The sequence below is a fragment of the Microbacterium sp. Soil_C_42 genome, assembly GCF_057656735.1.
The window spans coordinates 50134-63946 of record NZ_JBDGJU010000014.1 but is presented as its reverse complement, the minus strand read 5'-3'; the positions used below and the strand labels follow the sequence as shown (position 1 = coordinate 63946).

Below are 13813 nucleotides of genomic sequence, written 5' to 3'. Positions count from 1 at the left end.
CTGACATGTCGAGAATCGGTCGTCTTCCGATCGACATCCCCGCCGGCGTGACCGTTTCGGTCGATGGCCAGGATGTCGCCGTCAAGGGCCCCAAGGGCGAGCTCGTGCTCACCGTGGCCCGTCCCATCGAAGTCAAGGTCGAAGAGGCACAGGTCGTCGTGACCCGTCCCGACGACGAGCGCGCCTCGCGTTCGCTGCACGGCCTGACCCGCACGCTCATCAACAACAACATCATCGGTGTCACCCAGGGCTACACCAAGGGTCTCGAGGTCGTCGGCACGGGTTACCGCGTCGCGCAGAAAGGCAGCTCGATCGAGTTCGCCCTCGGCTTCTCGCACCCGGTGCTGGTCGACCCGCCCGCCGGCATCACGCTGACCGTCGAGGGCAACAACAAGGTCACCGTGAGCGGCATCGACAAGCAGGCGGTCGGCGAGGTCGCCGCCAACATCCGCAAGATCCGCAAGCCCGAGCCGTACAAGGGCAAGGGTGTGCGGTATGCCGGCGAGGTCGTTCGTCGCAAGGCCGGAAAGAGTGGTAAGTAACCATGGCTGTCAAGACAAAGACCCAGGCGCGTTCGCGCCGTCATGCCCGCCTCCGCAAGAAGGTCGTCGGCACCGAGCTGCGTCCGCGCCTCGTCGTCACCCGTTCGGCCCGCCACGTCTTCGTGCAGGTCGTGGACGACAGCAAGGGCCACACCGTGGCATCGGCCTCGACGCTCGAGACCGGTCTGCGCACGTTCGACGGTGACAAGACCGCCAAGGCCCGCAAGGTCGGCGAACTCGTCGCCGAGCGCGCGAAGGCCGCCGGCGTCTCGGACGTCGTGTTCGACCGTGGCGGCAACCGCTACGCCGGCCGTGTCGCGGCGATCGCCGACGGCGCCCGTGAGGGAGGTCTGAACCTGTGAGTGACAACAAGGAGAACATCGTGACCGAGCAGGCTGCTGCCGAGGCTCCGGCCGACGCCGCCGCGACGGCTCCCGCCGAGCGCGAGCGCGAGCCGCGCCGCGGTGGGCGCGAGCGCAACCAGACCCGCGGTGACCGCGGTGGTCGCGATCGCAACGAGAGCCAGTTCCTCGAGCGCGTCGTCACCATCAACCGCGTGTCGAAGGTCGTCAAGGGTGGTCGTCGCTTCAGCTTCACCGCGCTCGTCGTCGTCGGCGACGGCAACGGTGTGGTGGGCGTCGGCTACGGCAAGGCCCGTGAGGTGCCGCTGGCGATCTCGAAGGGTGTCGAAGAGGCCAAGCGCAACTTCTTCCGCGTGCCGCGCGTCGGCTCGACCATCCCGCACCCCGTGCAGGGTGAGGCCGCTGCCGGTGTGGTGCTGCTGCGCCCCGCCGCCGCCGGTACCGGTGTCATCGCCGGTGGCCCGGTGCGTGCCGTCCTCGAGTGCGCCGGCATCCACGACGTGCTGTCGAAGTCGCTCGGCTCGTCGAACACGATCAACATCGTCCACGCGACGGTGGAGGCCCTGAAGCAGCTCGAGGAGCCCCGTGCGGTCGCCGCGCGTCGCGGTCTCGACTTCGACCAGGTCGCCCCCGCCCGTCTCGTCCGTGCCGAGGCTGAGGCCGCGGCCGCTGCGAAGGCAGGTGTCTGATGGCTGCGCGCCTGAAGGTTACGCAGGTCAAGTCCAAGGTGAGCGAGAAGCAGAACCAGCGTGACACGCTGCGTTCGCTCGGTCTGAAGCGGATCGGCGACTCGGTCGTCCGCCCCGACGACGCGCAGACGCGCGGCTACGTCCGGACCGTCGCACACCTCGTGAAGGTTGAGGAGATCGACTGATGGCTGAGAAGAACGACGCCGTCGAGGCCGAGAAGGCCCCGAAGAAGGCTGCTGCTCCCAAGGCTGCCGCCGAGAAGAAGGCCCCCGCCAAGGCGTCCGCCGCCAAGGCGGACAAGGCTGAGAAGGCTCCGGCCAAGAAGGCTCCGGCCAAGAAGGCTGCTCCCAAGAAGGACGCTCCGGCTTCGCGCCCGGGCGTGCTCAAGGTGCACCACCTTCGTCCGGTCCCCGGCTCCAACACCGCGAAGACCCGTGTCGGTCGCGGTGAGGGCTCGAAGGGCAAGACGGCGGGTCGCGGTACCAAGGGTACGAAGGCCCGCTACCAGGTCAAGGTCGGCTTCGAGGGTGGCCAGATGCCGCTGCACATGCGCACCCCGAAGCTCCGCGGCTTCAAGAACCCGTTCCGCGTCGAGTACCAGGTCGTGAACCTGGACAAGCTCGCGGAGCTGTACCCCGCGGGTGGCGACGTCACCATCGGCGACCTGGTCGCCAAGGGTGCAGTGCGCAAGAACGAGAAGGTCAAGGTGCTCGGCACCGGCGACATCTCGGTGAAGCTCAACGTGTCGGTCGACAAGGTCTCGGCTTCGGCTGAGCAGAAGATCGTCGCCGCGGGCGGCGCCGTCAAGTAATACGCACACAGTGGGGGCCGGAGCTTGCTCCGGCCCCCACTGGGTTACCCTGGACGTCGGTACGTCTGCGTGCCGACGCCCCCTCTGGAGGAATCCTCTTGTTCAGCGCCATCGCGCGGATCTTCCGCACCCCCGACCTTCGGCGGAAGATCGCATTCACCCTGGCGATCATCGCCCTGTACCGCTTCGGCGCGCATGTTCCTGCGCCGTTCGTCGACTTCCCGAACGTGCAGTCGTGTCTGCGGCAGTCCGCCGGCACCGAGGGCCTCCTCTCGCTGGTGAACCTCTTCTCCGGTGGCGCCCTCCTGCAGCTGTCGATCTTCGCCCTCGGCGTCATGCCGTACATCACGGCGACGATCATCGTGCAGCTGCTGCGCGTCGTCATCCCGCACTTCGAGACCCTCTACAAGGAGGGCCAGGCGGGCCAGGCCAAGCTCACGCAGTACACGCGCTACCTCACGATCGCGCTCGCACTGCTCCAGTCGACCACGCTCGTCACCGTCGCCCGCAGCGGCCAGCTCTTCGGGACCACCGGTGTTCCCGAGTGCGAGAACCTCCTCACGAACGACGTGTGGTGGGCTCAGCTGCTCATGATCATCACGATGACCGCCGGCACCGGCCTCATCATGTGGTTCGCCGAGCTCGTCACCGAGCGCGGCATCGGCAACGGCATGTCGCTGCTGATCTTCACCTCGATCGCCGCCGCGTTCCCCGCCTCGATGTGGGCGATCTGGCAGTCCAAGGGCTTCGAGGTCTTCCTGCTCGTCCTGGCCGTCGGCATCGTCGTCGTCGCGCTCGTCGTCTTCGTCGAGCAGTCGCAGCGCCGCATTCCGGTCCAGTACGCCAAGCGCATGGTCGGACGCCGCACCTACGGCGGCACGAACACGTACATCCCGATCAAGGTCAACATGGCCGGCGTCGTGCCCGTCATCTTCGCCTCTTCGCTGCTGTACATCCCGGCGCTCATCGCGCAGTTCAACCAGCCGCAGGCGGGCGAAGAGGTTCCGGCCTGGGTAGCGTGGATCCAGCTGTACCTCGTGCGCGGCGACCACCCGCTGTACATGGCGCTGTACTTCCTCCTCATCGTCGGCTTCACGTACTTCTACGTGGCGATCACGTTCAACCCGGTCGAGGTCGCCGACAACATGAAGAAGTACGGCGGCTTCATCCCCGGCATCCGTGCCGGGCGTCCCACGGCGGAGTACCTGGACTACGTGCTCACGCGCATCACCCTCCCGGGCTCGATCTACCTCGGTCTGATCGCGCTCCTGCCGCTCATCGCCCTCGCGACGGTCGGCGCCAACCAGAACTTCCCGTTCGGCGGCGCCTCGATCCTGATCATCGTCGGCGTGGGTCTCGAGACGGTGAAGCAGATCGACGCGCAGCTGCAGCAGCGCCACTACGAAGGGCTCCTCCGATGACGCGACTTCTGATCGTCGGCCCGCAGGGGTCGGGCAAGGGCACGCAGGGCATCCGCATCGCCGAGGCGTTCGGCGTCCCGGCCATCTCGACCGGCGACGTGTTCCGCGCCGCCGTCGCCGATGGCTCGGACCTCGGCAGCCAGGTGAAGGCCATCATCGAGGCGGGCGACCTGGTCCCCGACGAGCTGACCAGCGCCGTGGTGCGCGAGCGTCTCTCGCAGGGTGACGCCGAGGGCGGCTTCCTGCTCGACGGCTACCCGCGCAACGTGGCTCAGGTCATGCACCTCGACGAGTTCCTCGAGGGGCGCGACGAGGAGCTGGACGCCGTGATCCTGCTCGATGTGCCGCGTGAGGAGAGCATCTCGCGCATCGCGGGCCGTGCTGCCGAGCAGGGACGCAGCGATGACACCGAAGAGGTCATCGCGAACCGCCTGGCGATCTACGAGCGCGAGACGGCGCCCATCCTCGGCGTCTACGAGACGCGCGACCTCGTCGTGCCGGTCGACGGTGTGGGCACCCTCGACGAGATCACCGACCGGATCATCGCGGCGCTCAAGGGTCGCGGCCTCGGTCGCACCGCTGCTGCCTGATCCCGTGTCCCTCCGCCGTTCGATCTACAAGTCGCCCGCCCAGCTGCGGGCGATGGTGGAGCCCGGGCTCATCACGGCAGCGGCGCTCGACGCCGCCCGCAGCCTGATCGCGCCGGGCGTGACGACGGCGGAGCTGGATGCCGCGGCATCCGCTCTCATCACCGGCCGAGGCGCGAAGTCCAACTTCCAGATGGTGCGCGGGTACCGCCACACCATCTGCGCCTCGGTCAACGAGGAGGTCGTCCACGGCATCCCCGGCGACCGGGTGCTCGCGCCCGGCGACATCCTGTCCGTCGATGCCGGCGCCGAGTACAAGGGCTGGAACGGGGACTCCGCGTTCACGTTCGTCCTGCCCGACGACAGCCGTCCTGAGGTGGTCGCCCAGCGACAGCACCTTTCGGACGTGACGGAGGGGTCGCTGTGGGCGGGCATCGCCGCGCTCGCGACCGCGAAGCACATCGGCGAGATCGGCACGGCTATCGAGGAGTACATCGAAGCCAACTCGCCGCGCTCTTCGGACGGGTCTGCCGGAACGTACGGCATCCTGCGCGAGTACGTCGGCCACGGCATCGGGCGCAAGATGCACGAGTCGCCCTCGGTGTTCAACTACCGCGTCGCCGACCCGGGCCCCGAGGTGCGGCCCGGACTCGTGCTCGCCATCGAGCCCATGGTCGTCATCGGCGACCAGGCCACGTTCGTCGAGGACGACGGATGGACGGTCTCCACGATCGACGGCACCGCCGGCTCCCACTGGGAGCACAGCGTCGCCGTCCACGAAGACGGAATCTGGGTGCTCACCGCACCCGACGGCGGCGCCGCGGGCCTTGCGCCCTTCGGCGTGACCCCGCGCGAGATCGCCTAGGAGGCTCCCCATGGCACAGACGTCACGCAAGACCAACTGGTTCGCGATCTGGGTGACCCTGGGTGTCGTGGTGGCGCTCGTGCTCGTCACGGTGCTCGTGGTCACCCTGAACAACGCAGCGACGCCCAAGCCCCTGCCGACCGAGGTGAACACGCCGTCGGCGTCGAACATCGACAGCGAGACCGGCGCGATCGTCGTCGGCACCGGCGAGGACACCCTCGGCACCTACGTCGACTTCATGTGCCCCGTCTGCAACCAGTTCGAGCAGGTCTACGGCGCCGAGATCCAGAGCATGGTCGACGACGGCAGCATGACACTCGAGATCCACCCGATCTCGATCCTCGACGGCCAGTCGAGCGGCACCCAGTACTCGACCCGCGCCGCGAACGCCGCCTACTGCGTAGCCGTCGCCGACGCCGACGCGTCGCTGCCGTTCCAGCAGGCGATGTTCGAGAACCAGCCCTCCGAAGGTTCGAAGGGCCTCACGAACAACGAGATCCTCGACATCGCCTCGGGCGTGGGCGTCACGGGCATCGACTCGTGCGTCAACGACGGCACCTACGCCGGCTACGTGACGACGATGACCGAGCAGACTCCGATCCAACCCGGCTCCTCCGGCATCGGCACCCCGACCATCACGGTCAACGGCCAGGTCATCGCGAACTCGGCGCTGCCGCCCGCCGGCTCGCTCGCGACGCTCTTCGAGTAGAAGAAGCTCCCGGGGGACGGATGCTGCGGTCGCAGCATCCGTCCCCCGATCACGTCCGCCGACCCGGGCTCGCCACGAGGTCGCGTCGGCGCGCCGAATATTCCGTGCGACGTCGGCGCCGGGCCAATAGAGTCGCACTGACGGGCGAAGTGGAGAAGCGCGGATGCTGCAGACAGGTGTTCGTCGGATCGGGATGGTTGTCGCCATCGGCGCGCTGGCCGGTGCCGGGGTGGTCGCGGTCGCACCGCTCGCGGACCCGCCGGCTGCTGTCGCCGCCGTGGGGGAGTGCCCACCCGGCACGATCCCGGGACCGGGCAACACGAACCCGATCTGGACAGACAACAACGTCGCGATCTACGCGGGGCAGGACTTCCGCGCCGCGGCCGGCGCGGCGGAGGCCGAAGGCCTTCTGGTGGTGCAGGGCGACGCCGACTTCACCAAGTCGGCAGGCGGCACCTTCAACGTCGGCTGGGTCGGGGTCGGGTCGGGTGTGGTCCCCACTCCCGGCGACACCATGCTCGCGGTCGGGGGCGACGTGTCGGTCGGCGCCGGCACCGTGCTCGACGTCGGCGCGAACGCACGCAACGCCGAGAACGAGCTCGTCGGCGGCAACGTCGACGTCGGCGGCATCACGACTCCCGACTACGAGACCGATGGCTCGCGCTACCGGCTCAACAACGGCACGCTCACACAGGACCTCGGCGCGGACGCGACGGCGAACTGGTCGACGTGGGGCACAGAGATCACCACGATGTCGGCGGAGTACGCGGCGCTCGCTCCGACCGGCACGGTGGCCCCGGCGTTCACCGTGATCGACTTCGTCGGCGACGGGGTGGCCGCCCAGCAGGTGTTCACGGTCACGTCGGCCGACCTCGCCGCCAATCCCGAGATCCACTTCACCGGCATCCCTGACGGGGCGTCCGTCGTGATCAATGTGACAGGCTCCGGCCCCGCGACCTGGGCGCCCTACTATTTCAGCGACAACGGCGTCCGTGTCGACGCCCCGGACTCCGCGGACTTCGGGACCGTGGCGCAGCGCACCCTGTGGAACTTCGTCTCCGCGACCTCGCTGCACGTCGCCGGGCCGTCGCAGGTGCTCGGCTCCATCCTGCTGCCCGCGGCCGATCCTGCCGCCGACCAGCCCGCGCTGCGCGTGACCGCGAGCACCAACGGCCGCCTCTACACGAACGGCACGATCGTCATGGACGGCGTGGGCAACGAGCACCACAACTATCCGTGGATCGACCCGCCGTTCGACTGCATCCCTGAGCCGATCGAGCCGCTGGCGACGGGATCGGTCACGATCGCCAAGGAGATCTCGCCCGAGGATGCTGCATTCCTCCCTGACGGCGTGCTGTTCTACGGCACCGTCGTGTGCGAGCTGCCTGAAGACGGCGGCGAGGTCGTGAAGGAGTGGTACGTCGCACCCGGCGAGTCCGTGGTGGTGGGCGGGCTGCCGGTCGACGCGTCCTGTGTCATCCAGGAGTCGATCGGCGTCGGCGCCCGCGCGGTCGCGCCGCTGGCGCTCGTCGGTCCGGTGCTCGCTCCCACCTACCTCCTGTGGCAGACGCCGGTCTGGGATCCGTCGCCTCCGGAGTTCGTCGTGCCGGCTTCGGACGATCCCGTGCAGTTCACCTTCGCCGTCAGCAATGCGCTCGTGCGCGGTGCGTTCACGATCGAGAAGGTCGTTCAGGGCGAGGGCGCGCCGGATGCGGCCTTCACCGGCACCTGGTCGTGCACTCTCGCCGGCGAGGCGGTCGGCGACGGCGAGTGGTCGCTGCAGGCGGGGCAGACGACGGAGCCGATCGAAGCGCTCGTCGGCGCGACATGCACCGTCGCCGAGATCGCGCCCAGCGATCCCGACGGCGGCAGCTGGTCGGCCCCGGTCATCGATCCGCCATCCGTGACCATCACGGCAGCGTCCGCCCAGGAGCCGCTGACGTTCGTGGTCACCAACACGTTCGTCCCCGACCCGGTACTCGGCGGGTTCGACATCGTCAAAGTCGTCGACGACCCGGACGGCGTCGGCTTCGACGATTCCTTCGGCGGCACCTGGTCGTGCACGGCGGAGGGCAGTGAGGTCGCCGGCGGCTCGTGGACGGCTACGACGACGGAGCCCTTCGCGGTCGACGACATCGCCGTGGGGGCGACCTGCAGCGTGACGGAGGATGCGCCCGCGGACCCGGCGGGCGGCACATGGGGTGACGTCGAGATCGCACCGGCGAGCTTCGTCGTCGAAGACGCCGAGACCCGGGTCACCGTGACCGTGACCAACACGCTCACCGCCGACGCGCCCGCGACCGGCGGCGGCGCGCTGCCGGCCACCGGCACCACGGTGCCGTGGTGGGCCGTCGCGGTGGGCGGGGCGCTGCTCGGCGGAGGAGCCGCGGTGGTGCTCAGCACCGGGGTGCGTCGCCGGCGATCCTGAGTGCGAGCCGTGACCGCACCGCGGTCATTTGCCGAGGCATCCACTATCACGTATGCTTGATCTTTGGTGCGTTGCGCCTGTATTGGCGTGTCGCCGCACCGAATCCCATCCACCGCAGATCTACCGGTCTGCACAAGTGTTAGCGAGCGTATGGCGAAGAAAGACGGTGTCATCGAGATCGAGGGCGTCGTGTCCGAGGCGCTGCCCAACGCGATGTTCCGCGTTGAGCTCAGCAACGGCCACAAGGTCCTCGCGACGATCTCCGGCAAGATGCGGCAGAACTACATCCGCATCATTCCCGAGGACCGTGTCGTCGTGGAGCTGTCGCCCTACGACCTCACCCGCGGGCGCATCGTCTACCGCTACCGCTAGACCGGTCGAGAAGTAACACCCCAGGCTCCGGCCTGCCCGGTGAAGACAGCGAAGAGAAGAAGTCATGAAGGTCAACCCCTCCGTCAAGCCCATCTGCGACCACTGCAAGGTCATCCGTCGCCACGGTCGCGTCATGGTGATCTGCAAGAGCAACCCGCGTCACAAGCAGCGCCAGGGTTGAGCCGATGCGGATCGATGCGAGCGCAAGCGAGCGTTGATGCGCGATCGGCTCAAGGTTGAGCGAGCGAAGCGAGTCGAAACCCCGCGACGCACGCAGGCCCACAACTGAATACGACTACAGGCAGCGTCAGAACCCGCATCGAGCGGGGGACACCTCGGGCTGGGGGCCCGGGCACCGACACTGCTCCACACCTCCACCAACTCTCAGGAGAATCGCATGGCACGTCTTGCCGGCGTTGACATCCCGCGCGACAAGCGCGTGGTGATCGCCCTCACGTACATCTACGGCGTCGGCCGTACCCGCTCGAACGAGATCCTCGCCGCGACGGAGATCGACGAGAACATCCGCGTCAAGGACCTCAGCGACGACCAGCTCGTCGCGCTCCGCGACTACATCGAAGGCAACTACAAGGTCGAGGGTGACCTCCGTCGTGAGGTTGCCGCCGACATCCGCCGCAAGGTCGAGATCGGTTCCTACGAGGGCCTGCGCCACCGCCGCGGCCTCCCGGTGCGCGGTCAGCGCACGAAGACGAACGCCCGTACCCGCAAGGGCCCGAAGCGCACCGTCGCCGGCAAGAAGAAGGCGCGCTAAGGCGCGGCCCCCAGGGTTTAGGAGAGCAAGAGCAATGGCACAGGCCAAGTCCGCCGCGCGCAAGCCGCGCCGCAAGGAGAAGAAGAACATCGCGCTGGGCCAGGCCCACATCAAGTCGACGTTCAACAACACGATCGTCTCGATCACCGACCCGTCGGGCGCCGTCATCAGCTGGGCGTCGTCGGGTGGCGTGGGCTTCAAGGGCTCGCGCAAGTCGACGCCGTACGCCGCCGGCATGGCCGCGGAGTCCGCTGCCCGCCAGGCGCAGGAGCACGGTGTCAAGAAGGTCGACGTGTTCGTGAAGGGCCCGGGCTCGGGCCGCGAGACCGCGATCCGTTCGCTGACCGCCGCAGGCCTCGAGGTCGGCTCGATCCAGGACGTGACGCCGCAGGCCCACAACGGCTGCCGTCCGCCCAAGCGCCGCCGCGTCTGACATCCCGTAAGCCGGGGCGCCGCTGGTCGGTGCCCCGGCTCCGGCACGTTTCCCACGGATGCCGCGACCGCTCGCCCGCGCGTCGGCCGCAGCATCCCGAGCAAAACTCAACACCTCACCCACCGCACGTGTCATATAGCGGGCACGTGATCGAAAGGAACACATAGTGCTCATCGCACAGCGTCCCACTCTGACCGAGGAGAAGATCGGGGAGTTCCGCAGCCGTTTCGTCATCGAGCCGCTGGAGCCCGGCTTCGGTTACACGATCGGCAACGCGCTGCGTCGCAGCCTCCTGTCGTCCATCCCCGGCGCAGCCGTGACGTCGATCCGCATCGACGGCGTCCTCCACGAGTTCAGCACCATTCCCGGTGTCAAGGAGGATGTCACCGAGATCATCCTCAACATCAAGCAGCTGGTCGTCTCCAGCGAGCGCGACGAGCCCATCACCGCGTACCTGCGCAAGACCGGCGCCGGTGAGGTCACCGCCGCCGACATCTCCGCGCCCGCCGGTGTCGAGGTGCACAACCCCGAGCTCGTCATCGCGACGCTGAACGACACCGCCAAGTTCGAGCTCGAGCTCACCATCGAGCGCGGCCGCGGCTACGTCTCGGCGACCCAGAACCGCAACGAGTACGCCGAGGCCGGTCAGATCCCGATCGACTCGATCTACTCGCCGGTCCTCAAGGTCTCGTACCGCGTCGACGCGACGCGTGCCGGTGAGCGCACCGACTTCGACAAGCTCGTGCTGGACGTCGAGACCAAGTCCTCGATCGCCCCGCGCGACGCCGTCGCTTCGGCCGGCCGCACCCTGACCGAGCTCTTCGGCCTGGCCCGTGAGCTCAACGTCGAGGCCGAGGGCATCGAGATCGGCCCCGCGCCGGTCGAGACCGTCCTCTCGAACGAGCTGTCGATGCCCATCGAGGACCTCGACCTGTCGGTGCGTTCGTACAACTGCCTCAAGCGCGAGGGCATCAACACCGTGTCGGAGCTCGTCGCCCTCTCGGAGACGCAGCTCATGAACATCCGCAACTTCGGTCAGAAGTCGGTCGACGAGGTGCGCGACAAGCTCATCTCGCTCGGCCTGTCGCTGAAGGACTCGGTCCCCGGGTTCGACGGCGCGCACTTCTACGGCGGCTACGACGACGAGACCGTGTGATCGGATGCCGGGACTCCCGGCATCCCGTATCCCCTGACCGAATTTCATCCTGGAGTAACTGAGAATGCCCAAGCCCACCAAGGGTCCCCGCCTCGGAGGCGGCCCCGCCCACGAGCGCCTGCTGCTTGCGAACCTGGCCGCCGCGCTGTTCACCCACAAGTCGATCAAGACGACCGAGACCAAGGCGAAGCGCCTGCGTCCGCTCGCCGAGCGTCTCATCACGTTCGCGAAGCGCGGCGACCTGCACGCGCGTCGTCGCGTGCTGTCGGTCATCGGTGACAAGGAAGTCGTGCACGTCCTGTTCACCGAGATCGCTCCGCTGGTCGCGGACCGTGAGGGCGGCTACACCCGCATCACGAAGGTCGGCAACCGCAAGGGCGACAACGCCCCCATGGCCGTCATCGAGCTCGTCCTCGAGCCCGTGACGAAGAAGCCGTCGGCCAAGAAGGCCGCCGCCGCGAAGGCTGCTCCGACCGAGGAGGCTCCCGCCGAGGAGACCCCCGCCACGGACGAGGCCGCCGAGGCCGGCGCCGAGTCGCAGGAGGAGGGCGCTGCCGCTGAGGCCGCCGCCGAGGAGGCCGTCGAGGCCCCCGCCGAGGAGAAGTCCGAGTAATTCGGATCCCGCCGGGCGCAGCAGCCCGGCACCCCTTGCACCGCGAGGCCCGTCACCCCCTGGGTGACGGGCCTCGCTGCGTGTGCCCGTCTCGTGCCGCGGTGCAGGGGGCCCGGTTCAGGGGGGTTCAGGGGGTGAGGTCGGCGCTGAGGATCTCGGCGAGTCGGTTGGCGCGGTCCGCGGCGTAGGCCCGGCGCTCGTCGGCGAGCTCGTCCACGGCGGCCGCGACGGTGTCGGCGAAGATGCGCCCGCCGGCGGCGCCGGGGTGGATCCTGTCGCCGGCGAGGAGGTCCTGGTGGGGCGCGATGGCGCCCGACCAGTCGGCGACGATGACGTTGCGGTGGTCCTCGGCGAACGCGGCGAGCTCGGCGTTGACACCGGGGATCCAGTCGCGGGGCGCGTACGCGTTCACGAGGACGAGGCCCCGCTTCGGGCCGACCGTCTCGGCGAGCTGCTCCAGCGTCGAGGGGTCGACCTCCCCGTTCGTGCCCAGGGCGACGACGACGTACGGCCGCAGCCGGCCGGTGGCGTCGAGGTCGTCGACGATCTCGGGTCCGGCCCACATGGAGCGCGAGACCTCGGCGTCGACGTCGATGCCCGGCAGGCGCTCCACGAGACCGCCGGCGGACGCCAGCATGACGGAGTCGCCCACGGCGGTGATCTGGTCGCCCGGGATGTCGGCGGGGGTGGTGGCGGCATCCGTCGCCGAAGGGGTGGGGGCGATCGGCGCGGGGGCCTCGCGCAGCGTCTTCTCGAGGGCGGCGCGACCCGCCGCGACGGCGGCCTCGGCGCGGGTCTCGTCGGGCGAGACCGCGATGGCGGTGCCCGCACCGGCGAGCACGAGCGCGCCGCTGAGTGCGACGCCGACGGCGCGGAGCCGTGCGCCGGGCCCGCCCCGAAGGCGTGCGGCGAGCGTGCGCCCCGAGGCGCGGAACCCGTGCCGGCGCACGGGCGTCTCGATGCAGCGGAACGACAGGGCGGATGCTGCGACCGTCGCCGCGAGCACGCCCAGGCCGATCCACACCGGCGCGGTGGCGACCGTCGCGTCGGGCGCGAAGGCCGCGACCGCGAGTACGAGCAGCGGCCAGTGCCACAGGTAGAGGCCGTAGGAGCGGTCGCCGATCCAGCGCATCGGCCGCACGTCGATCGCGCGTGCGAACCATGAGCCGGGCCACACGCCCGCGACGATCGCGACGGCGCCGAGCAGGCTCGCGGCGAGGAGGGCGCCGGGGAACGTCAGGAGGGAGGAGCTCGGCGGCAGCATCGCGAGGGCGACGAGGCCGCCGAGAGCGAGCACGCCGGTCACGCCGGTCACGTTCCGCGCCACGCGCGACACGGCCCACTGCAGGCGCGGGAGTGGTGCCGGCAGGAACGCGAGGCCGACGCCGAGCAGCAGGCCGAACGCGTGCGTGTCGGTGCCGAAGTAGGCGCGCGTGACGTCGCCGCCGCCCGAGACCACGACGCCCATCCAGGCGGCCGATGCGGCCGCGAGGGCGAAAGCCGCGGCTGTGCGCGCCCACGGCCGCGGCAGCAGAAGGAACAGCGGGAAGATCAGCGGCCAGAGCACATAGAACTGCTCCTCGACCGCGAGCGACCAGAAGCTGCGGAACAGCTCGGGCGCCGCCGCGGCGAAGTACCCGCCGCCGCCCGCGAGCGAGACCCAGTTGTAGCTGAAGGTCGCCGCGCCCAGCACCTGCTCGTCGAGGTCGACGAGAACGTCGCCGCCCACCATCCAGGCCAGCGCCGAGCCCACCACGACCACCACCGCGAGGGCCGGCAGCAACCTCCGCGCGCGCCGCTGCCAGAACCGGCCGAGGGCGACCCGTCCGGTCGAGACCTGCTCCCGCAGCAGCAGGCTCGTGATGAGGAATCCGCTGATCACGAAGAAGACGTCCACCCCGACGAACCCGCCCGGGAGCACCGCCGGCGGGAACAGGTGGTAGACGACCACGAGCAGGACGGCGATCGCGCGCATGCCGTCCAGCCCGGCGAACCGGGAGGGCGGGGTGAGGGAGGGCGCAGTCGACGTCATGGGTTCTCGCGAACGAAGGAG

Annotated in this window: 17 protein-coding genes; 16 read left to right on the top strand and 1 reads right to left on the bottom strand. The window is 69.3% G+C overall.

Annotation, left to right across the window (positions count from 1 at the left end; translation table 11 throughout):
* Positions 1–5: 5 nt before the first annotated feature.
* The 16 genes from rplF (at position 6) to rplQ (ending at position 11760) form a co-directional block, all read left to right on the top strand.
* Positions 6–542, top strand: a complete 537-nt coding sequence (rplF, locus tag AC3A46_RS10575; protein WP_487665152.1) for a 50S ribosomal protein L6 — start codon at positions 6–8, stop codon at positions 540–542.
* Between the two features lie 2 nt (positions 543–544).
* A complete protein-coding gene (gene rplR / locus AC3A46_RS10570; protein ID WP_056371381.1) occupies positions 545–904 on the top strand; it encodes a 50S ribosomal protein L18 in 360 nt (119 codons plus the stop codon).
* Positions 901–1593, top strand: coding sequence for a 30S ribosomal protein S5 (gene rpsE, locus AC3A46_RS10565; protein ID WP_056371379.1), 693 nt, complete (start codon positions 901–903; stop codon positions 1591–1593). Before rplR ends, rpsE begins: the two co-directional genes overlap by 4 nt.
* Positions 1593–1778, top strand: a complete 186-nt coding sequence (gene rpmD, locus AC3A46_RS10560) for a 50S ribosomal protein L30 (protein WP_018171461.1) — start codon at positions 1593–1595, stop codon at positions 1776–1778. Before rpsE ends, rpmD begins: the two co-directional genes overlap by 1 nt.
* Positions 1778–2404 (top strand): 50S ribosomal protein L15, encoded by a 627-nt coding sequence (gene rplO / locus AC3A46_RS10555; protein WP_487665151.1) that lies wholly within the window; start codon positions 1778–1780, stop codon positions 2402–2404. The genes rpmD and rplO overlap by 1 nt, the downstream gene beginning before the upstream one ends.
* A 98-nt stretch (positions 2405–2502) precedes the next feature.
* A complete protein-coding gene (gene secY / locus AC3A46_RS10550) occupies positions 2503–3825 on the top strand; it encodes a preprotein translocase subunit SecY (RefSeq protein WP_045301508.1) in 1323 nt (440 codons plus the stop codon).
* The gene (locus AC3A46_RS10545) at positions 3822–4415 is read left to right on the top strand and encodes an adenylate kinase (protein WP_487665150.1); all 594 of its coding nucleotides are present in this window, start codon (positions 3822–3824) and stop codon (positions 4413–4415) included. The genes secY and AC3A46_RS10545 overlap by 4 nt, the downstream gene beginning before the upstream one ends.
* A 4-nt stretch (positions 4416–4419) precedes the next feature.
* Positions 4420–5277, top strand: a complete 858-nt coding sequence (gene map / locus AC3A46_RS10540) for a type I methionyl aminopeptidase (protein ID WP_487665149.1) — start codon at positions 4420–4422, stop codon at positions 5275–5277.
* Positions 5278–5287: 10 nt separating this feature from the next.
* On the top strand, positions 5288–5986 hold the full coding sequence (locus tag AC3A46_RS10535; protein WP_487665148.1) for a DsbA family protein: 699 nt from the start codon (positions 5288–5290) through the stop codon (positions 5984–5986).
* Positions 5987–6179: 193 nt separating this feature from the next.
* On the top strand, positions 6180–8414 hold the full coding sequence (locus AC3A46_RS10530) for a choice-of-anchor A family protein (protein ID WP_487665147.1): 2235 nt from the start codon (positions 6180–6182) through the stop codon (positions 8412–8414).
* A gap of 150 nt (positions 8415–8564) precedes the next feature.
* On the top strand, positions 8565–8786 hold the full coding sequence (infA, locus tag AC3A46_RS10525; RefSeq protein ID WP_018171468.1) for a translation initiation factor IF-1: 222 nt from the start codon (positions 8565–8567) through the stop codon (positions 8784–8786).
* Between the two features lie 64 nt (positions 8787–8850).
* Complete coding sequence (rpmJ, locus tag AC3A46_RS10520; protein ID WP_005050492.1) at positions 8851–8967, top strand: 50S ribosomal protein L36; 117 nt, start codon at positions 8851–8853, stop codon at positions 8965–8967.
* Positions 8968–9183: 216 nt separating this feature from the next.
* On the top strand, positions 9184–9558 hold the full coding sequence (gene rpsM / locus AC3A46_RS10515; RefSeq protein ID WP_056371363.1) for a 30S ribosomal protein S13: 375 nt from the start codon (positions 9184–9186) through the stop codon (positions 9556–9558).
* Positions 9559–9592: 34 nt separating this feature from the next.
* Positions 9593–9991, top strand: coding sequence for a 30S ribosomal protein S11 (gene rpsK, locus AC3A46_RS10510; RefSeq protein ID WP_018171470.1), 399 nt, complete (start codon positions 9593–9595; stop codon positions 9989–9991).
* A gap of 166 nt (positions 9992–10157) precedes the next feature.
* The gene (locus AC3A46_RS10505; RefSeq protein ID WP_056371361.1) at positions 10158–11147 is read left to right on the top strand and encodes a DNA-directed RNA polymerase subunit alpha; all 990 of its coding nucleotides are present in this window, start codon (positions 10158–10160) and stop codon (positions 11145–11147) included.
* Positions 11148–11211: 64 nt separating this feature from the next.
* Positions 11212–11760 carry a 50S ribosomal protein L17 gene (gene rplQ / locus AC3A46_RS10500; RefSeq protein ID WP_487665146.1) on the top strand — a complete coding sequence of 183 codons (549 nt, stop codon included), beginning with the start codon at positions 11212–11214 and terminating at the stop codon, positions 11758–11760.
* 127 nt (positions 11761–11887) lie between these two features.
* Here rplQ and AC3A46_RS10495 read toward each other — a convergent pair whose 3' ends face one another.
* A complete protein-coding gene (locus tag AC3A46_RS10495; protein WP_487665145.1) occupies positions 11888–13792 on the bottom strand; it encodes an acyltransferase family protein in 1905 nt (634 codons plus the stop codon).
* Between the last annotated feature and the right edge of the window lie 21 nt (positions 13793–13813).

Excerpts from the sequence above, each read along its gene's own strand:
- rplF (WP_487665152.1), top strand. The coding sequence starts at position 6 with ATGTCGAGAATCGGTCGTCTTCCGATCGACATCCCCGCCGGCGTGACC.
- rplR (WP_056371381.1), top strand. The coding sequence starts at position 545 with ATGGCTGTCAAGACAAAGACCCAGGCGCGTTCGCGCCGTCATGCCCGC.
- rpmD (WP_018171461.1), top strand. The coding sequence starts at position 1,593 with ATGGCTGCGCGCCTGAAGGTTACGCAGGTCAAGTCCAAGGTGAGCGAG.
- rplO (WP_487665151.1), top strand. The coding sequence starts at position 1,778 with ATGGCTGAGAAGAACGACGCCGTCGAGGCCGAGAAGGCCCCGAAGAAG.
- AC3A46_RS10545 (WP_487665150.1), top strand. The coding sequence starts at position 3,822 with ATGACGCGACTTCTGATCGTCGGCCCGCAGGGGTCGGGCAAGGGCACG.
- AC3A46_RS10535 (WP_487665148.1), top strand. The coding sequence starts at position 5,288 with ATGGCACAGACGTCACGCAAGACCAACTGGTTCGCGATCTGGGTGACC.
- AC3A46_RS10530 (WP_487665147.1), top strand. The coding sequence starts at position 6,180 with ATGGTTGTCGCCATCGGCGCGCTGGCCGGTGCCGGGGTGGTCGCGGTC.
- infA (WP_018171468.1), top strand. The coding sequence starts at position 8,565 with ATGGCGAAGAAAGACGGTGTCATCGAGATCGAGGGCGTCGTGTCCGAG.
- rpmJ (WP_005050492.1), top strand. The coding sequence starts at position 8,851 with ATGAAGGTCAACCCCTCCGTCAAGCCCATCTGCGACCACTGCAAGGTC.
- rpsM (WP_056371363.1), top strand. The coding sequence starts at position 9,184 with ATGGCACGTCTTGCCGGCGTTGACATCCCGCGCGACAAGCGCGTGGTG.
- rpsK (WP_018171470.1), top strand. The coding sequence starts at position 9,593 with ATGGCACAGGCCAAGTCCGCCGCGCGCAAGCCGCGCCGCAAGGAGAAG.
- rplQ (WP_487665146.1), top strand. The coding sequence starts at position 11,212 with ATGCCCAAGCCCACCAAGGGTCCCCGCCTCGGAGGCGGCCCCGCCCAC.
- AC3A46_RS10495 (WP_487665145.1), bottom strand. The coding sequence starts at position 13,792 with ATGACGTCGACTGCGCCCTCCCTCACCCCGCCCTCCCGGTTCGCCGGG.